The sequence below is a fragment of the Streptomyces sp. NBC_01485 genome, from assembly GCF_036227125.1.
Classification (GTDB): Bacteria; Actinomycetota; Actinomycetes; order Streptomycetales; family Streptomycetaceae; genus Streptomyces.
In genome coordinates this window covers 3,902,920-3,921,098 of the sequence record NZ_CP109435.1, presented here as the reverse complement: position 1 = coordinate 3,921,098, position 18,179 = coordinate 3,902,920, and the positions used below count along the sequence as shown (strand labels likewise).

Sequence of the window (18,179 nt, the reverse complement as noted above, 5' to 3'; positions counted from 1 at the left end):
AAAAGAAGCCGGTGAGGGCGCCCCGTCCCCACGGAGCCCTCACCGGCGGTCTTTCAGACGAACTGGCAGGTCAGGTGCGTCAGACCTGTACCAGTTCGCGGTCCTCGTCGCCGTCGCGGGAGGTGTCGGCGTCGTCCTGTGTGCGCAGGCCCTCGCCCTCGACGTCCACGTTGGGCAGGGCGCGGTCCAGCCACTTCGGCAGCCACCAGGCCTTCTTGCCGAGCAGGGCCAGTACCGCCGGGACGATCGCCATGCGCACGATGAACGCGTCGAAGAAGACCGCGATCGCGAGGCCGAAGCCGATCATCTTGATCATCGGCTCGCTCGCGCCGATGAAGCCCGCGAAGACGGCGATCATGATGACCGCTGCGGCGACGACCACCCGGGCGCTGTACCTGAACCCGGTCACCACCGCCTGCTGGGCGTTCTCGCCGTGGACGTACGCCTCGCGCATCCGGGTCACGAGGAACACCTCGTAGTCCATCGCCAGGCCGAACACCACGCCCACCATGAAGATCGGCATCATCGACATGATCGGGCCGGTCTGCTGGACCCCGATCAGGCCGCTCAGCCAGCCCCACTGGAAGACCGCGACGACCGCGCCGAGCGCGGCCAGCACGCTGAGCAGGAAGCCGAGGGCCGCCTTCAGCGGGACCAGGATCGAGCGGAACACCACGATCAGGAGGAGGAAGGCGAGGCCGACGACCAGTCCCAGGTAGGGGATCAGCGCGTCGTTGAGCCGCTGCGAGAAGTCGATGTTCATCGCCGTGACGCCGGTGACCAGCACCTTCGCATCCGTGTCGGCCAACGCCGAGGCGCCCGCGTCACGGATGGCGTGCACCAGTTCCTCGGTCTGCGCGGACGACGGCTTCGACTTCGGGACGACGGTGATGATCGCGGTGTCGCCGGGCTGGTTGAACATCGGCGGGGTCACCGTCACGACGTCCTTGAGCCCCTTGACCTCGTCGGTCACCGCCGTGGCCGCGGCCTTCGGGTCGGCGCTCTTCGCGGCGTCGACGACGAGCGTCAGGGGGCCGTTGAAACCGGGGCCGAAGCCCTCCGACAGCAGGTCGTAGGCGCGGCGCTGCGTCGTGGACGTCGCCTGCGAGCCGTCGTCGGGCAGGCCCAGTTCCAGTTGGGTGGCCGGGATCGCCATCGCGCCCAGACCGACCACGCCGAGCAGCAGCACGGCGACCGGACGGCGTACGACGAAGCTCGCCCAGCGCGTGCCCATGTTGGGCTTGGCCGCCGCCCCTGCCGATTCCTTGGCCTGCTCGTTCTCGCCCATGTTCTTCCGCTTGCGCTTCTCGCCCGCCGGGTGGATCCTGCGGCCCGCGTAGCCGAGCAGCGCCGGCATCATGGTGAGGGCGATGAGGACGGCGACGACGACCGTGCCCGCCGCCGCGAGACCCATCTTCGTCAGCACCGGCACGTTGACGACCGTGAGACCGGCCAGCGCGATGACGACCGTCAGCCCCGCGAAGACGACCGCCGAACCGGCGGTGCCGGTGGCCCGTCCGACCGCTTCCTCGCGGTCACGGCCTTCGGCCAGTTCGCTGCGGTAGCGGGAGACGATGAACAGCGCGTAGTCGATGCCGACCGCGAGGCCGATCATCAGGGCGAGGGTGGAGGTGGAGTCGCCGAGGTCGAGGGCGCTGGCGAGGGCGGTGATGACGGAGACGCCGATGCCGACTCCGATGATCGCCGTCAGCAGCGGCAGTCCGGCGGCGACCAGCGAGCCCAGGGTGATGACGAGGACGACCGCGGCGATGGCGAGGCCGATGATCTCGCCGACGATCGCGGGCGAGGGTTCGGCCTGGAGCGCGTCGCCGCCCATCTCGACGGTCAGCCCGGCCGCATGGGCCCGGTCCGCGACGGCCTTCACGGCGTCCTTCGCGGGGTCCTTCAGCTCGGGGGCCGCGACCTTGTACTTCACCGAGGTGTAGGCGACCGTCCCGTCCTGGCTCACGGCGTTCGTCGTGAAGGGGTCGGTGACGGAGGCGACCTCGGAGCCGGTGCGCAGCTCCTTGACGGCCCTGTCGACGATCGCCTTGTTCGCGGCGTCGGTCGTCTTCTCACCGGCCGGAGCCTTGAAGACGACCCGCGCGTTGGCGCCGTCGGCGCTGGCCTGTGGAAAACGCTGTTCCAGCAGGTCGAAGGCCTTCTGGGCCTCGACGCCGGGTATGGAGAAGGAGGATGCGCCCGCGGTGGGCGCGGAGGCCGCGCCGACTCCGGCGAGGGTCAGCAGCGCCACCCAGATGAGGGCTACGAAGTGCCGTCGCCGGAAGGCGAGCCGGCCGAGTTTGTAGAGGAACGTGGCCATGGAGACGTCTCCCGGTCAGGTCGTGGGGTGGTTCGGGGGCAGGGGTGATCAACCCGGCGAGGAGGCAGGGAGGAGGCAGGGGTGATCGGCCCGACGACGTGAGCGGTGACGTCAGGAAGGGCGGACCGTGGGGACGGTCAAAGGGGGAGGGGTGGTTCAGAAAGGTGCGGAAGGGGTTCGGTAAAGGTGGTTCAGGTGGTGGTGGCGGTGGTGGGGGTGACGGGTGTGCAGAGGACGGGGAGGACCACCGCGTCGATGTACGAGAGGAGGAACGCCACCGTCGGCGGCTGCTCGTCGAGGAGTGTGCGGGCGGCGAACGCGCCGATCATCATGTGCATCATGAAATCGATCGCCGGGTTGTCCGCACGGACCTCACCCCGGTCGATCGCCCGCTCCAGCACACGACGGAACCCGGCCAGCTCCGGTTCGATGAGATGTTCCTTGAACGCCTTCAGGAGTGCCTGGTCGTCATGGACGGCCATGGCCAGACCCCGCATCAGCGCGGAGTTCTGCTCCATCTGGCAGTCGTCCGACCGCTCCGTGAGGGCGTGCAGGTCGCCCTTGAGCGACCCCGTGTCGGTGTCCACGAACGCGCCGCCCGGCTTGTTGTGCCGGACCGCTTTCGCCACCAGCTCCGGCTTGCCGCCCCACTGGCGGTAGAGCGTCGCCTTGCTGGAGCGGGTGCGGGCCGCGACGGCGTCCATGGTGAGGGCGTCGTAGCCGACCTCGCGGAGCAGGTCGAGGACCGCTCCGTACAGCTCGGCCTCGCGCTCGGGGGTGATGCGGCTGCGACGCGCCGTTGCGATCTCAGTCATCCCGCTCACCCTTCCGTGCACCGGCACTGTTTCGTACACGACGAATGTAGCGCACTCTTCTGCGAAACGAAACTGTTTCGTACGTGTGCTGGTTCACGTACGAGTTGCTGCGGTCCAGCCCCCGGAAAAGCATGGGGAAGTGACCTATCTGCGGCTGCCCCATCTCAGCGGTGACCTGTTGTGCTTCGTCGCCGAGGACGACCTCTGGCTGGCCCCCCTCGCCGACCCGGGCCGCGCCTGGCGGCTCACCGTCGACCGCACCAAGGCCGGGCACCCCCGCTTCTGCCCCGACGGCCGCCGCATCGCGTACACGAGCTGGCGCAGCCTCGTCCCGGAGATCCACCTCGTCGCTGTCGACGGCGGACCGGCACGGCGGCTGACGTACTGGGGCAACCCCGACACCCAGGTCCGCGGCTGGACGCCGCCCGACCGGGACGGCAACGCCGACATCCTCGCCGTCGCTTCCCACGGCGAACCCTTCTCCTACTTCACCTGGGCCTACAAGGTGCCCACCGACGGCGACCCCGGCCGCAAACTCCCCTGGGGACCGGTCTGCGACCTCCAGGTCGCCGAGATCGACGGCGAACGCAAGACCCTGCTCCTCACCGGCACCCCGCCGCACGAACCCGCCGCCTGGAAGCGCTACCGGGGCGGGGCCACCGGCCGCCTGTGGCTGCACGGGCAGCGGCTCCTGGAAGGCCTCGACGGTCACCTCGGCTCCCCTCTCTTCGTCGGCGGCCGGATCGCGTTCCTCTCCGACCACGAGGGCGTCGGCAACCTCTACTCCTGCGCCCACGACGGCTCCGACCTGCGCCGGCACACCGACCACGACGCCTTCTACGCCCGGCACGCGTCGAGCGACGGCACCCGGGTGGTGTACCAGTGCGCCGGTGACCTGTGGATCGTCGACGACCTCGCCGCCGACTCCGGGCCGCGCCGGATCGACGTACGGCTGAACGGGCCGCGGGCCGGGCGGCGGCCGTACCAGATCCCGGCCGCCCAGCACGTGGACGGCATCTCCGTCGACGAGACCGGACGGGCGAGCGCCGTCGTCGTCCGCGGCAGCCTGTACTGGCTGACGCACCGCGACGGCCCCGCCCGCACGATCACCGACACCCCCGGGGTGCGGGTGCGGCTGCCGGAGATGCTCGGCTCCGGCGGGCAGGTCGCCTACGTCACGGACGCGGAGGGCGAGGACGCCGTCGAGATCGCCTACCTGCCGCGCGCGACCGGTGACCGCGCGCCCCGGCGGCTGGCCTCCGGGCGGCTCGGGCGGGTGCTGGAGATGGTCTGCGACCCGCAGGGCGAACGGCTCGCCGTCGCCGCGCACGACGGACGGCTCCTCCTCGTCGACGTGAGTGAGGCCGACGTGGGCGAGGTCGGCGTGAGCGAGGTCGGGGTAGGCGAGGTCGGCGTGAGCGAGGTCGGTGTGGGAGAGGCCGGTGTGAGTGAGGTCGGTGTGGGAGAGGGGACGGGCGGCGAGGCGTCGGGTGGCGGCGAGGTCACCGAGCTGATCTCGTCGGTCAATGGGCCGGTGCGCGACCTCGCGTTCTCGCCGGACGGGGCCTGGCTGACCTGGGCGCACCCGGGCATCGGACGCTCGCTGCGCCAGATCAAGATGGCCCGCATCCAGGACCGGCTGATCATCGACGTGACCAACGGCCGCTTCGAGGACGAGAACCCGGTGTTCACGCGGGACGGCCGCTACCTCGCCTTCCTCTCCTGGCGCGGCTTCGACCCGGTGTACGACGTGCACACCGGCGACCTGTCCTTCCCGCTGGGCTGCCGGCCCTACCTGGTGCCGCTGTCGTCGGCGACGCCGTCCCCGTTCGCGCTGACCCCGGAGGGCCGTCCGGCGGCCGGCGGCCTCGACCCGGTGGCGGACGACGAGGGCGTCGACGGCGACGGGTCGGTGATCGTCGAGACCGAGGGGCTGGAGAACCGGGTCACGCCGTTCCCGGTGACGGCGTCCAAGTACTCGGCGCTGTACCCGGTGGCGGGCGGCGGGCTGGTCTGGCTGCGCTGGCCGATCTCGGGGGCGCTGGGCGAGACGTTCGCCAACCCGGACGACACCAGCGGGCGGCCGACGCTGGAGTACTTCAACATCAGCAAGGCGAAGAAGTCCGAACTCGTCGGCGACCTCGACTGGTTCGCGCTCAGCGGGGACGGCACCCGGCTGGTCGTCGTCGACGAGGGCGAGCTGCGGGCCGTGCCGTCGACCGAGTCCGGGGACCTCGACTCCACCGTCTGGATCGACCTGCGGCGCATCCTGCACGAGGTCGACCCGGGCGCCGAGTGGCGGCAGTCGTACGAGGAGGCCGGGCGGCTGATCCGCGCGTACTTCTGGGAGCCGGGGATGTGCGGCATCGACTGGGACGCGGTGCTCGACCAGTACCGGCCGCTGGTCGAACGGGTCGCCTCGCCCGACGAGTTCGCCGACCTGCTGCGCGAAGTGCTGGGCGAGCTGGGCACGTCGCACGCGTACGTCACCGCCGCCCGCCGCAACGAGGGGCCGCCGCACTACCAGCGCCTGCAAGGGCTGCTGGGTGCCAACTTCGTGCGGCGGGGCGATAGTTGGACGGTCGGGCGGATCCTGCCCGGTGAGTCCTCCGACTCCAAGGCACGGTCGCCGCTGGCCGGCACCGGCATCCGGGAGGGCGCGGTGCTCACGCATGTGGACGGGCGGGCGGTGGACCCGGTGACCGGCCCGTACCCGCTGCTCGCCGGCGCGGGCGGCACCACGGTGGAGCTGACGTTCACCCCGGCGGAGGGCGGGACGGATCACGCCCGCCGGGTCGCGGTCGTCCCGCTGACCGACGAACGCCCCCTGCGCTACCAGGACTGGGTGGCCAAACGGCGGGCGGTGGTACGGGAGTTGAGCGGCGGCCGGTGCGGCTACCTGCACATCCCCGACATGGGCGGTTCGGGCTGGGCCCAGTTCAACCGCGACCTGCGGATGGAGGTGTCGCGGCCCGCGCTGATCGTCGACGTGCGCGGCAACGCGGGCGGCCACATCAGCGAACTGGTCGTGGAGAAGCTGACGCGCACGATCCTGGGCTGGGACCTCACCCGCGACGCCCAGCCGGTGTCGTACGCCTCCAACGCGCCGAGAGGGCCGGTCGTCGCGCTCGCGGACGAGGCGACGTCGTCGGACGGCGACATGATCACGGCCGCCTTCAAGCTGCTGAAACTCGGGCCGGTGGTGGGCCAGCGCACGTGGGGCGGTGTGGTCGGCATGACCGGCCGCCACCAGCTCGGCGACGGCACCGTCATCACCGTCCCGATGAACGCGGCCTGGTTCGACGCGTACGGCTGGTCGGTGGAGAACCGCGGCGTCACCCCCGACCTGGAGGTCCTGCGCACCCCCCTGGACTGGGCCGAGGGCCGCCACGCCCAACTCGACGACGCGATCCGACTCGCCCTGGACCTCCTCACCCTCACCCCGCCGGCGACCCCGCCCGACTACACGGCCGTCCCGAACCACTCCCGCCCGAAACTGCCGCCGCGGACGCCGGGGGGTTAGATCGAGGCGACGACCAGGTGGTCGGGGACGTCCAGCACCGCGGACGCCCGGCAGCGTGCCCGCGGCGGGAGTGGGTGCGTCCGGCCGTGACTGGGAGCACCCTGGAGACACTGGAGACAGGAGTTTCGGAGGTGACCGTCATGACCACCACGCACACCGCTGTGCGCACCGCTGTCGGCTGGCATGTCGAGCTGGAGTTCGAGGAGGACGACCGGCACACGCGCGCGGTCGCGCTGGTACGCCTGCCCGACGGGACCGAGGTCAGGGCCCAGGGGCACGCCAGCCGGCACAACGTGGACGCCAACCAGCCCAGAGTCGGCGAGGAGATCGCCGGCGCCCGCGCCCTCAACGAGATCGCCATGCGACTGCTCACCAAGGCCCATGTCGAGATCGACGACGCGTCCGGCCGGACGTCGCACTCGATCAACGTCTGAGCGTCGGTCCTGGCGTCGGTCCTGGCGTCGGTCCCGGCGTCAGGTCGTCGCCGTGCGCAGCGCTCGTAGCAGTGCCTGTGCGCGCGGGTCCGCCGTCACGCTCGAACGGAAGCCGTTGGTGACGTAGCCGAAGGCGAGGCCCGACTCCGGGTCGGCCAGGCCGAGGGCGCCGCCGCGGCCCGGGTGGCCGAAGGAGGTGGGGGACAGGAGCGGGGACGCCGCCCCGTGCAGCATGTAGCCGAGGCCGAACCGGGTGTTCACGACGAGCACCCGGTCCGGGCCGGACGACTGCTCGCCGCGTGCCAGCTCCACCGTCTCCGGGCTCAGCAGCCGCACCCGGCCGTTCGCCCCGCCGTCCACCTCGCCCTCTGTCCCGCCCCCGCCGTCCACCTCGCCGATCAGTGACGCGTAGAAGCGGGCCAGGCCGTCGGCGGTGGCGATGCCGTTGGAGGCCGGGAGGGCGGCGGCCCGGTAGGCGGGGTCGTTCTCGTCGGGGAGCGGGGTGATCGCGGCGAAGGCGCGGCAGGTGAGGGAGGCGGGGTCGGCGTAGGCGGCGGCGACGGCGGGCTTCGGCCGGGTCTTCAGCGCCCCGGCGCGCGCGGGCGCGTCCACCTGCCCCACGCGCCCCACCCGCGCGCGCTGCGCCGCCGGCAGCCCGAGCCACAGGTCGGCCCCCAGCGGCCCGGCGATCTCGTCGGCGATCCACTCCCCGACGGGCCGCCCGGTGACCCGCCGCACCAGCTCGCCGGTCAGCCAGCCGTACGTCTGCGCGTGGTACCCGTGGTCGGTCCCCGGCTCCCAGGACGGCGCCTGCGCGGCGACCGCCGCCGCGCCCAGCTCGGGGTCGGCGGCCTCGGCGGGCGTCAGCGGGCGGTCCAGCACGGGCACGCCCGCGCGGTGCGCGAGCAGGTGCCGTACGAGCGTCCGTTCCTTGCCCGCCGCCTTGTACTGCGGCCAGTACGTCCCCACGGGCGCGTCCAGGTCCAGTTCGCCGCGCTGGTGCAGGAGGAGAAGGGCGGCGGCGGCCACGCCCTTGGTCGCGGAGCGCACGATCTGCGCGGTGCCGTGCTCCCAGGGCGCGGCCCCCTCGACGCCGTCGACGTCCTTCGTGCCGGCCCACAGGTCGACGACCCTGTGCCCGTCCCGGTAGACGGCCACGGCCGCGCCCCGGTCCCCGAGCGCCTCGAAGTTCCGGACGAACGCCTCCCGGACCGGCTCGAAGCCGTCGGCCACCGTGCCGTGCACATCCACGTCCGTACCCCTCACTTCACTCCGCGTTCCCGCCGCCCGGATCTCCCTCTCAGCCAAGCAGGATCGTCACGTCGATGTTCCCGCGGGTCGCGTTCGAGTACGGGCACACCTCGTGCGCCGCGGCCACCAGCTTCGCGGCGAGCTCGGCGTCCAGGACGGGGAGGGAGACGCTGAGGGCGACCGCCAGCCCGTACCCCTTGCTCCGGTTCGGGCCGATGCCGACCTTCGCGGCGACCGTCGAACCGGTCAGGTCGAAGCCCGCGCGGTTGCCGACGAGGATCAGCGCGTTGTGGAAGCAGGAGCTGTAACCGGCGGCGAAGAGCTGCTCGGGGTTGGTGCCGTTGCCGTCGCCGCCCAACTGCGGCGGCATCGCCACCTTCAGCTCGATCTGGCCGTCCTGGCTGGTCACGTACCCGTCGCGGCCTCCGTGCGCGGTCGCCTCGGCGACGTACACGATTTTCGTCGGACGGGTGTCGACGGTGTCGATCGTGTCGCCGGTGTCGACAGCGGCGCCTTCGGTCATGCGGGACCTCCCCCAGAGACTTCCCCGATTACATCGTGCACAAGGTACCGGCCGGTAGGAAGGCGCTTGCCTACCAGGGGGTAGTAACCACGGGTAACTGCAAGTGCGGCCCACCAGGGCCCACCACGGCCGACCAGGGCACACCAGGACCCGCCACGGCCGACGGCGGGCTCAGCGCGCGAGGTCCGCCGCGCCCTGTGCGCGCTCCGCGAGCCCCCGCAGCTCCTCGCGCAACCGCGAGGCCTCCGCCGCCACGAGCCCCGTCGACGCGAGCATCGAGCCGGGTACGAGCTCCGCGCGCCCCTTCAGTTCCTCGCCGCGCCCGGTGCACGCGACGAGCACCGAGCGCTCGTCGTGCGCCGCGCGCTCCCGGCGCACCAGCCCCGCCGCCTCCAGCCGCTTCAGCAGGGGCGACATCGTGCCGTAGTCCAGCCGCAGGGCCGACGCCAGCTCCTTGACGGTGGTCTCGCCGCGCTCCCACAGGACCAGCAGCACGAGGTACTGGGGGTAGGTGAGACCCAGTTCGTCCAGGAGCGGGCGGTACGCGGCGGTCATCGCGCGCTGGGCCGCGTACAGCGCGAAGCACAACTGCTCGTCGAGGAGCAGCGTGCCGCCGGCGGTGGGTGCGGTGGGTGCCTCGTTCGTCACGCGCCCATTGTCGCGGAGCGCGGGTCGAATCCGAACGGCAGCTCCAGGCGATGGGCGCGCATGAGGGCGTCGTCGGCGAGGAGTTCGCCGGTCGGGCCGTCCGCCGCGATCACGCCGTCGCTGAGGATCAGGGCGCGCGGGCACAACTCCAGGGCGTACGGCAGGTCGTGCGTGACCATCAGGACGGTGACGTCCAACGACCGCAGGATGTCGGCCAGTTCGCGGCGCGACGCCGGGTCGAGGTTGGAGGACGGCTCGTCCAGGACGAGGATCTCCGGCTCCATCGCGAGCACCGTCGCGACGGCCACCCGCCGCCGCTGGCCGAAGGAGAGGTGGTGCGGCGGACGGCTCTTGAACTCCGCCATGCCGACCTGCGCGAGCGCGTGGTCGACGCGCGCCTCCAACTCCGCGCCCTTCAGCCCGGCGGCGGCCGGCCCGAACGCCACGTCCTCGCGCACCGTCGGCATGAAGAGCTGGTCGTCCGGGTCCTGGAAGACGATGCCGACCTTGCGCCGGATCTCGGCCATGTGCCGCTTGCCGACGGGCAGTCCGGCCACCGTCACCGTGCCCGCGCCGCCGGTCAGGATGCCGTTGAGGTGCAGTACGAGGGTCGTCTTGCCGGCGCCGTTCGGCCCGAGCAGCGCGACCCGCTCCCCGCGCGCGACGCTGAAGTCCACGCCGAACAGGGCCTGGTGGCCGTCGGGGTAGGCGAAGGCGAGGCCCAGGACCTCGAGAGAAGCGGTCACAGCGTCCATCCCAGTAGGCATACGACAAGGGCGGCACAGGGCAGCGCGAGGGCCCGCGACCACTGTGCCCGGTCCGCGGTCACCTCGTCGATCACCGGCATCGAACCGGCGTACCCCCGGCTGATCATGGCCAGGTGCACGCGCTCGCCGCGTTCGTAGGAGCGGATGAACAGGGCGCCCGCCGACTTCGCGAGCACCCCCCAGTGCCGCAGGCCCCGCGCCTCGAAGCCGCGCGACTCCCGGGCGATCCGCATGCGCCGCATCTCGTCCGCGATGACGTCGCCGTAGCGGATCATGAAGGAGGCGATCTGCACGAGCAGCGGGGGCAGCTTCAGGCGTTGCAGGCCCAGCAGCAGTTCGCGCAGCTCCGTGGTGGACGCCAGCAGTACGGAGGCGGCGACGCCCAGGGTGCCCTTCGCGAGGACGTTCCAGGCGCCCCACAGCCCGTTGACGCTGAGGGACAGCCCGAGGACGTCCACCCGCTCGCCCTGCGCCACGAACGGCATCAGCACGGCGAACGCGACGAACGGCACCTCGATCAGCAGCCGTTTCAGCAGGAAACCGACGGGCACGCGCGCGTGGTGCGCGACGAACGCCAGCAGGACGGCGTACAGGCCGAACGCCCACATCGCCTCCCGCGGCGTCGACACCACGACGACCACGAAGGCGAGGGAGGCGGCGAGCTTGGTGTGCGGCGGGAGAGCGTGCACGGGCGAGTGCCCGTGCCGGTAGAGGCGATGCGCGTGCCCCGCGCCCACGGCCTCAGGCGCTCTCTACGGCGGACGGCGATCCGCCCGCCGTACCGTCGCCGTCCGCGGTACGGCGGCGGCGCACCGCCCAGAACACCGCGCTGCCCGCGGCGACGGTCGTGCCGACGCCGATGACGCCCGCGAGGCCGCCGGAGAGGCGGGCGTCGTCCACGTCCTTGACGCCGTAGTCGGCGAGCGGGGAGCCGGCGTTCGCGTGCTCCTCGGTCTTCGCGTCGATGCCCTTGTCCGCGGCGACCTTCTCCAGGCCGTCGGGGCTGGCGGACGCGTAGAAGCTGACGAAGCCGGCGAGGACGAGGGAGGCGGCCAGGCCGCTCGTCCACAGCGTGCGCCGGGAGGTGCGCGCCGCGGCGGGCGCCGTGCGCGCCTCCTCGGCCGGGGGCACGTCCACGAGCGCGCCGTTCACCCGCAGCCGGAGTTTCTGCTGCAGGCCCCGCGCGCCGTGGACGAGATCCGGCCGGACGGCGACGACGGCGCCCACGGTCAGCGCGGTGATGACGGCCTCGCCGATGCCGATCAGCACGTGCACGCCGATCATCGCGGTGGCCACCTTGCCGATCGCCACGTCGGTCGTGCCGCCGATCCAGTAGAGGAACGTGAAGGCGACGGCGGCGGCCGGGACGGACAGCACGGCGGCGACGAAGGACGCGGCCGTGATGGACCGGCGGCCGCGCGGCAGCACCTTCACCAGCGCGCGGAAGACGGCGTACGACACGACGGTCGTCACGATCGCCATGTCGGTGATGTTGACGCCGAGCGCGGTCAGGCCGCCGTCGGCGAAGAGGATGCCCTGCATCAGCAGGACCACGGACACGCACAGGACCCCGGTGAAGGGGCCCACGAGTATCGCGGCGAGCGCGCCGCCGAGCAGATGGCCGCTGGTCCCCGCCGCGACGGGGAAGTTCAGCATCTGCACGGCGAAGATGAACGCGGCCACCAGGCCGGCCAGCGGCGCGGTCCGGTCGTCGAGCTCACGGCGCGCGCCGCGCAGGCTGACTGCGATGGCGCCCGCGGCGACGACGCCGGTCACGGCGGAGGTCGGGGCGTTGATGAATCCGTCGGGTACGTGCACCCGTCGATGATAGTGGCTTAATGCGAACGGTTCGCAAGAGCGAGGAGCTTGTCTGTTGAGCGGCAGTCGGGGGTAGTAGGGGGGTAGTGGTCAGGGGCGGCGGTCGGGGGTGGCCGTCGGGGGTGTGCGTATCGCAGATGTGAGATAGCTCGGAACGGAGGAGCGCATTCCGGAAAATATGGGACATTGGAGGGGGAGGGGGCAACACACAGGTTCCCCACAGGTCACGTTGCGTGAGAGGCCCGGTCGATGTCTGTAGTCGAGCAGTACGCACGAGCCCACATCGTCACCGACGCGGACCATGTGGAGGAGGAACGCGAGACCGTCCCCGTCGTCCTGCGCTACGACCCGGAGGACGACCCCCGCTCGGTGCGGATCGGACTGCCCGACCGGCACGAGTGGACGTTCTCCCGCACCCTCCTCGAACAGGGCCTGCGCGCCCCGGCCGGCACCGGCGACGTCCGGGTGTGGCCGTTGGGGCGCGTCCAGGCCGTCGTCGAGTTCCACTCCGCGCACGGCGTCTCGGTCGTCCAGTTCGAGTCGAAGGCGCTGCTGCGGTTCCTGCGCCGCACCTACACGGCGACCGCGCAGCCCGTCAGTCGCTAGCAACGCCCTCGGGGCTGTACCTGCCTCGCGCTTCAGCCGCCCAGCCGCAGCAGGTCCGCCACGATCGGGCCCGCCGTGTCGCCGCCGTGGCCGCCCGCCTGGACGACGCCCGCCGCCGCGAGGTCGCCGCGGTAGGCGGTGAACCAGCCGTTGGGCTTGTCCTGGTTGTCGACCTCCGCCGAGCCCGTCTTCGCGCCGTAGTCCGGGCCGAGGCCGGACATGGCCTCGGCGGCGGTGCCGGCCGCGGCGGTGTAGTTCATCAGCTCCCGCAACTGCGACAGCGTGCCCGACGACATGGCGCGCGAGGCCGTCGCCAGCGTGCGCTGGTCCACGGACGGGGCGACCAGGTACGGCTGGTGGAACGTCCCCGCCTTCACCGTGGCGGCCACCGACGCCATGTTCAGCGGGTTCATCCGCACCCCGCCCTGCCCGATCAGCGAGGCCGCCATCTGGGCCGCCGACTGCACCGGCACCCGCCCGTCGAAGGACGGGACGCCGATCGCCCAGTTGTCCATCGACAGGCCGAAGACCTGCTGCGCCTGCTTGGTCAGACTGTCGTTGTCCAGCTCGGGGGCCTGGCTGATGAAAGCGGTGTTGCAGGAGCGGGCGAAACTCGCCTTGAAGGTGCCGCCGGTGATCTGGAAGTCGTCGTCGTTGTGGAACTTCCAGCCGCCGTACGTGAACGTCTTCGGGCACGGGTGCACCTTGTCCGCCGACGCCAGGTCCTTCTCGATGAGCAGCGACGACGTGATGACCTTCATCGTGGAGCCGGGTGCGAGCGAGCCGTTGAACGCGGTGTTGAAGCCGCGGCTCGCGTTGGCCACCGCGAGGATCTCGCCCGTGGAGGGGCGCAGCACGACCACCGAGGAGCGCGCGGTCTTCGACACCTGCTGCTCGGCCGCCGCCTGGAGGGTCGGGTTCAGCGTGGTCCTCACGGTGCCCGGGGTGCCCTTGCTCAGCTCCAGCAGCGTCTTGTCGGAGGCCTTCTTCGCCTTCGCCGCCTTGCCGCGCACCGCCTGGAGCTCCACGCCCGCCTTGCCGCCCGCCTTCTTGCCGTACTTCTCCCGCAGCCCGTCCAGCACCGGCGCCAGGGACGGGTACTTCGCGGTCGTCAGCTCGCCGCCGTCCCGGTCGACGGCCTTCACCGGCGGGGTGCCGGACTCGCCCGTGACGAGCCGGTCGCCGTCCAGCAGGTCCGGGTGGACGACCGACGCGTGCCAGTCGACCTGCGCCTTGCCGTTCTTCGGGTTGCGGACGACGGTGAGCGCGCTCTCGTACGTCAGCGGCTTGCTGACGTCCTTGTACTTCACCGTGCCCTTCACCGAGAACGGCACCTTGGTGCCGGTGGCCTTGCCGGCGGTGAGGGTGACGCCCGTGACGTGGGCGTCCTTGGTGTAGCCGGTCAGGAGGGCGGACGCGGCCGTGGAGTCGTCCGTGGCGGCGGCGGCCTGGACCACCCTGCCCTGCTGCCAGGCCGTCAGGAACGTCGCGGCCAGGGCCTTCGCCTCGGCCGCCGACGGCGGGTCGGTCCTGACCCGCGGCACCTGCTTGCCGTTGGCCGCCGCCGAGCCCTCGTCGGCCGCCGCCCCGCCCCCGTACAGCGCGTAGACGCCGAACCCGGCCCCGCCGACGACGACGGCGATCATGCCGCCGGCCACGGCGGGACGCCGCTTGCTCCTGCCGCGCCGCTCTTCGACACGCCTTCGCTTGCCCACTGCCAGATCCTCCGGATCCCCAGGGGCTCGCCCCCGGCCCCGCTGCCCTCGTTGCCCTCAATGACCCCAACGACGGCCACCAGCCTAGAGTCCCGTCCTGTGCGATGACGTCACGTGTGACGTCAGCCACCCGTCGGACACCCCCTGGGCCCCTGGCCCCCTGGACCCCCTGGCGGTTCAGCCCGCCCGCAGCACCTCCGCCACGATCGGGCCGGACGCGTCGACGCCGTGACCGCCGTCCTGGGTCATCGCCGCCGCGGCGACGTCGTCGCGGTAGCCGGTGAACCAACTGTCGGACTTCGCCTGCCCGTCGACCTCGGCGGAGCCGGTCTTCGCGCCGATCCGGCCGCCGAGCCCGGCCATCACCTCGGCCGCGGTGCCGCTGGTCGCGGTGCGGTTCATCATGGAGCGCAACTGCTGCACGGTGCTCGACGACAGTCCACGCGCGCGTGCCGGTTCGCGATCGTCCAGGCTCAGGGGCACGATCACCGGCTGTCTGAAGGCGCCCGTCATCGCGGTCGCCGTCACCGACGCCATGTTCAGCGGGTTCATCTGGACCTTGCCCTGGCCGATCAGCCCGGCCGCGGTGTCCGGACCGCCGGCGGCCGGGACGGAGCCGTCGAAGGACGGGATGCCGGTCTGCCAGTCGAGACCGATGCCGAAACGGTCGGCGGCCTCGTCGGTCAGCGAGTCGACCTTCACCTCGTCCGCGAACTTCACGAACGCCGTGTTGCAGGAGCGCGCGAAGCTCTCCGAGAGCGTCGCGTTCTCGTTCGGCGTCATGCCCTTGATGTTCTGGAAGGTCTGGCTCTCCGAGACGGCCGACGGCGGACAGGGCGCGGGGCCGCTCGCGGTGGTGAGGCCGTTGTCGATGAGGGTGGCCGCGCTGATGATCTTCATGGTGGAGCCGGGCGCGACCTCCCCGAGGAACGCGGCGTTCCAGCCGTCCGTGCGGTGGTTGGCGACCGCCAGCACCTCGCCGGTGCTCGGCTTGACGGCCACCACCGACGACTCGGGGTACTTGCGCACCGCCTTCTCCGCCGCCGCCTGGACGCCCGCGCTGAGCGTGGTGGGCAGCTTGCCCGCCTTGCCCTCGGCGAGGGTCAGCAGCGGGGTGTCGGCGGTGTCCGGGGCGGCGTGCCTGACCGCCAGCTCGATGCCGGCCGTGCCGCCCGCCGCGTCGCCGTACTTGGCGCGCAGTTGGTCCAGGATCGGCCCCAGGGAGGGGTACTTCTCCTTCGTGAGGACGACGCCGTCACGGTCCACGGCCTCGATCGGCGGCGCCGCCGCCTCGCCCGTGACCAGCGTGTCGTCCATGTCCTTCAGCCCCGGGTGGACGACCGACGGTTGCCAGTCCACCAGCGCCTTCCCGGTGGTCAGCCCCCGCACCACGGTGAGCCGGCTGCTGTAGGCGAGCGGCTTGGACGTCCCGTCGTACGACACCGTCGCCCTGACGGTGTACGGCACGCTGTCGCCGACCGCCGCGCCCGGTGTGATCTTCACCCCGGTGATGTGCGCGGCCCGGCCGTACGAGGTCAGCAACGGCTCGGCCTTCGCCGCGTTGTCGGTGAGCCGGGCGGCCACCGCGGCCTGCCCCTTCTCCCACGCGCCGAAGAACCTGCCGCTCACGTCCTTCACCTCGGCCCCACCGGGCGGCCCGCTCTTCACGGCGACGGGCTCGTCCCCGCCACCCGCCCCGCCGCCACCGCTACCGCCCCCGTCGAGCGCGTTCACGATGTTGAAAGCGCCGTACCCGGCCCCGCCCACCATCACGGCGAAAACCGACCCGACGACGGCCGCCTTGGCCCCCTTGCGCATGCTGTGCACCTTCCCCCGTTGGCCCCATGGCCCCGAACGCGTTCCGAAGACGCCGCGAAGAGCCGCGAGGGTGTTCTGAACGCGTTCAGAAAGCTCTGCTCAGGCTCACAGTAAGCCGAAAGGGGGGCGCAAGGGGCGAAGGTTTCCGCAATCGTTAGACCCAGGTGTCCAGCCACATCCGCGACCGCCAGTTGTCGATCGGGATCGCCGTGCCCGTGTACAGGGGCCAGAAGTAGATGAAGTTCCAGGCGATGAGCAGGACCAGGACGCCCGCGCCCGTCGCTCCCGCCACGCGGCGGGTGTCGCTCGACCCCGGGGGCCCGACCAGCGCGCCGATCATCATCGCCACCGCCAGGCAGAGGAACGGCAGGAAGACGACCGCGTAGAAGAGGAAGATCGTGCGTTCCTGGTACATGAACCACGGCAGGTAGCCGGCCGCGATGCCGCAGGCGATCGCGCCCGCGCGCCAGTCGCGGCGCAGCAGCCAGCGCCACAGGACGTAGGCGACGGCGAAACAGGCCGCCCACCACAGCAGCGGGGTGCCGATGGCCAGCACCTCGCGGGCGCACTTCTCGCCCGCGTCGGACGGGCAGCCGTCCTTGCCGGGCGCGGGGGACTCGTAGAAGTACGACACCGGGCGGCCCAGGACGAGCCAGCTCCACGGGTTCGACTGGTACGTGTGCGGCGAGGTGAGGTGGGTGTGGAACTCGTACACCTCGTGCTCGTAGTGCCACAGGCTGCGCCACCAGTCGGGGAACAGCCACGTCCAGTTGCCGCCCCTGCCGTCGGTGGCCGCCCAGTTGCGGTAGTAGCCGCCCTTGCCGTCGGTGGCGGAGAGGATCCAGCCCGTCCAGGACGCCATGTAGGTGACCAGCGCGATCGGGACCGTCGTCAGGAACGCGAAGCCCGTGTCGCGCTTCAGGACCGTCAGGTACGGGCGGCGGGCGCCCGCCACCTTGCGCGAGCCGACGTCCCACAACACCGTCATCAGGCAGAACGCGACCAGGATGTACAGGCCGTTCCACTTCGTGCCGATGGCCAGGCCCAGCATCAGGCCCGCGCCCCAGCGCCAGGGGCGCAGGCCGAAGCGGGTGCTCTCGGCGATGTCCGCGTCCGGGCGGCAGCGGCCGTCCGCGTCGGGCTCGAGCGCGGCGGCGAGTTTCTCGCGGGCCCGGTCCCGGTCGACCACCAGGCAGCCGAACGCCGCCAGCACGAAGAACATCAGCACCCCGTCGAGCAGCGCGGCGCGGCTCATCACGAAGTGCAGCCCGTCCAGGGCCATCAGCGTGCCCGCGAGGCAGCCGAGGAACGTGGAGCGGAAGATGCGGCGGCCGATCCGGCACAGCAGCAGGACGGAGAGGGTGCCCAGCACGGCGGTCATGAACCGCCAGCCGAACGGGTCGAACCCGAAGACGAGTTCGCCCAGCCCGATCACGTACTTGCCGACCGGCGGATGCACGACGTACGCCGCGTCCGCCGGGATCGTGACATGGCCGCCCGAGGAGAGGATGGCGTCGTTGGCGTTCTTGTCCCAGTTGACCTCGAACCCGCGGTGCACGAGCGCCCACGCGTCCTTGGCGTAGTACGTCTCGTCGAATATCACCGCCTTGGGGCTGCCCAGGTGCCAGAACCGCAGCACGCCCGCCAGCAGCGTGACCAGCAGCGGACCGCCCCAGGCCGACCAGCGCGCGATCCGCTCCGCCCACCGGTGCGGGACGCCGAGCACCGCCCAGAGCCGCGGGCTCGGCCGCGCGAACGGCGGCACCAGCCGGTCACGGACGTCGGCGGACGGCTCCGCCGTGTATCCGAAACGGCGCAGCCGCCGCTGCCACGCGGGCCGCTGGTCGTCCGGCCGGTCGTGCGGCGGCCGGTCCGGCCGGTAGTCCGTGGAGTCCATGGAGGACGCGGTACTCGTCACCGCGCCATCGTAGGGAACAG

14 protein-coding genes are annotated in these 18,179 nt (G+C 71.9%); 3 read left to right on the top strand and 11 right to left on the bottom strand.

What is annotated here, in order from left to right; translation table 11 throughout:
• Window positions 1-79: 79 nt before the first annotated feature.
• Both OG352_RS17935 and OG352_RS17930 read right to left on the bottom strand, forming a co-directional pair.
• Window positions 80-2,323, bottom strand: a complete 2,244-nt coding sequence (locus OG352_RS17935) for an MMPL family transporter (protein WP_329218128.1) — start codon at window positions 2,321-2,323, stop codon at window positions 80-82.
• Between the two features lie 191 nt (window positions 2,324-2,514).
• Window positions 2,515-3,138 carry a TetR/AcrR family transcriptional regulator gene (locus OG352_RS17930; protein WP_329218127.1) on the bottom strand — a complete coding sequence of 208 codons (624 nt, stop codon included), beginning with the start codon at window positions 3,136-3,138 and terminating at the stop codon, window positions 2,515-2,517.
• Window positions 3,139-3,277: 139 nt separating this feature from the next.
• On the opposite strand from OG352_RS17930, the gene OG352_RS17925 reads away from it, so the two are divergent.
• Both OG352_RS17925 and OG352_RS17920 read left to right on the top strand, forming a co-directional pair.
• The gene (locus tag OG352_RS17925; protein ID WP_329218125.1) at window positions 3,278-6,661 is read left to right on the top strand and encodes a S41 family peptidase; all 3,384 of its coding nucleotides are present in this window, start codon (window positions 3,278-3,280) and stop codon (window positions 6,659-6,661) included.
• Window positions 6,662-6,801: 140 nt separating this feature from the next.
• Window positions 6,802-7,095, top strand: a complete 294-nt coding sequence (locus OG352_RS17920) for a DUF1876 domain-containing protein (RefSeq protein ID WP_329218123.1) — start codon at window positions 6,802-6,804, stop codon at window positions 7,093-7,095.
• Between the two features lie 39 nt (window positions 7,096-7,134).
• Here the strand turns inward: OG352_RS17920 and OG352_RS17915 are convergent, their stop codons facing one another.
• The 6 genes from OG352_RS17915 to OG352_RS17890 all read right to left on the bottom strand — a co-directional run bounded on the left by OG352_RS17915 (window position 7,135) and on the right by OG352_RS17890 (window position 12,102).
• The gene (locus OG352_RS17915; protein ID WP_329218121.1) at window positions 7,135-8,346 is read right to left on the bottom strand and encodes a serine hydrolase domain-containing protein; all 1,212 of its coding nucleotides are present in this window, start codon (window positions 8,344-8,346) and stop codon (window positions 7,135-7,137) included.
• Between the two features lie 49 nt (window positions 8,347-8,395).
• Entirely contained in the window at window positions 8,396-8,869 is a 474-nt protein-coding gene (locus OG352_RS17910; RefSeq protein WP_329218119.1) for an organic hydroperoxide resistance protein, read from the bottom strand.
• Window positions 8,870-9,040: 171 nt separating this feature from the next.
• A complete protein-coding gene (locus tag OG352_RS17905) occupies window positions 9,041-9,517 on the bottom strand; it encodes a MarR family winged helix-turn-helix transcriptional regulator (RefSeq protein WP_329218117.1) in 477 nt (158 codons plus the stop codon).
• Window positions 9,514-10,272, bottom strand: coding sequence for an energy-coupling factor ABC transporter ATP-binding protein (locus OG352_RS17900; protein WP_329218115.1), 759 nt, complete (start codon window positions 10,270-10,272; stop codon window positions 9,514-9,516). Before OG352_RS17900 ends, OG352_RS17905 begins: the two co-directional genes overlap by 4 nt.
• Complete coding sequence (cbiQ, locus tag OG352_RS17895) at window positions 10,260-11,021, bottom strand: cobalt ECF transporter T component CbiQ (protein WP_329218114.1); 762 nt, start codon at window positions 11,019-11,021, stop codon at window positions 10,260-10,262. Before cbiQ ends, OG352_RS17900 begins: the two co-directional genes overlap by 13 nt.
• Window positions 11,022-11,025: 4 nt before the next feature.
• Window positions 11,026-12,102 carry an energy-coupling factor ABC transporter permease gene (locus OG352_RS17890; RefSeq protein WP_329218113.1) on the bottom strand — a complete coding sequence of 359 codons (1,077 nt, stop codon included), beginning with the start codon at window positions 12,100-12,102 and terminating at the stop codon, window positions 11,026-11,028.
• A 249-nt stretch (window positions 12,103-12,351) separates the two neighbouring features.
• Here OG352_RS17890 and OG352_RS17885 point away from each other — a divergent pair, with 249 nt between their 5' ends.
• The gene (locus OG352_RS17885; RefSeq protein ID WP_329218111.1) at window positions 12,352-12,708 is read left to right on the top strand and encodes an SsgA family sporulation/cell division regulator; all 357 of its coding nucleotides are present in this window, start codon (window positions 12,352-12,354) and stop codon (window positions 12,706-12,708) included.
• Between the two features lie 32 nt (window positions 12,709-12,740).
• Here the strand turns inward: OG352_RS17885 and OG352_RS17880 are convergent, their stop codons facing one another.
• The 3 genes from OG352_RS17880 to OG352_RS17870 all read right to left on the bottom strand — a co-directional run bounded on the left by OG352_RS17880 (window position 12,741) and on the right by OG352_RS17870 (window position 18,159).
• Window positions 12,741-14,423, bottom strand: a complete 1,683-nt coding sequence (locus OG352_RS17880) for a penicillin-binding transpeptidase domain-containing protein (protein WP_329218109.1) — start codon at window positions 14,421-14,423, stop codon at window positions 12,741-12,743.
• A 177-nt stretch (window positions 14,424-14,600) separates the two neighbouring features.
• Complete coding sequence (locus OG352_RS17875; RefSeq protein WP_329218107.1) at window positions 14,601-16,241, bottom strand: penicillin-binding transpeptidase domain-containing protein; 1,641 nt, start codon at window positions 16,239-16,241, stop codon at window positions 14,601-14,603.
• A 154-nt stretch (window positions 16,242-16,395) separates the two neighbouring features.
• The gene (locus OG352_RS17870; protein WP_329218106.1) at window positions 16,396-18,159 is read right to left on the bottom strand and encodes a dolichyl-phosphate-mannose--protein mannosyltransferase; all 1,764 of its coding nucleotides are present in this window, start codon (window positions 18,157-18,159) and stop codon (window positions 16,396-16,398) included.
• Window positions 18,160-18,179 lie beyond the last annotated feature (20 nt).

What these genes read in the sequence shown, in the direction of transcription:
- OG352_RS17900 (WP_329218115.1), bottom strand. Translation starts at nt 10,272, where the DNA reads ATGGACGCTGTGACCGCTTCTCTCGAGGTCCTGGGCCTCGCCTTCGCC.
- OG352_RS17930 (WP_329218127.1), bottom strand. Translation starts at nt 3,138, where the DNA reads ATGACTGAGATCGCAACGGCGCGTCGCAGCCGCATCACCCCCGAGCGC.
- OG352_RS17920 (WP_329218123.1), top strand. Translation starts at nt 6,802, where the DNA reads ATGACCACCACGCACACCGCTGTGCGCACCGCTGTCGGCTGGCATGTC.
- OG352_RS17910 (WP_329218119.1), bottom strand. Translation starts at nt 8,869, where the DNA reads ATGACCGAAGGCGCCGCTGTCGACACCGGCGACACGATCGACACCGTC.
- OG352_RS17885 (WP_329218111.1), top strand. Translation starts at nt 12,352, where the DNA reads ATGTCTGTAGTCGAGCAGTACGCACGAGCCCACATCGTCACCGACGCG.
- OG352_RS17935 (WP_329218128.1), bottom strand. Translation starts at nt 2,323, where the DNA reads ATGGCCACGTTCCTCTACAAACTCGGCCGGCTCGCCTTCCGGCGACGG.
- OG352_RS17875 (WP_329218107.1), bottom strand. Translation starts at nt 16,241, where the DNA reads ATGCGCAAGGGGGCCAAGGCGGCCGTCGTCGGGTCGGTTTTCGCCGTG.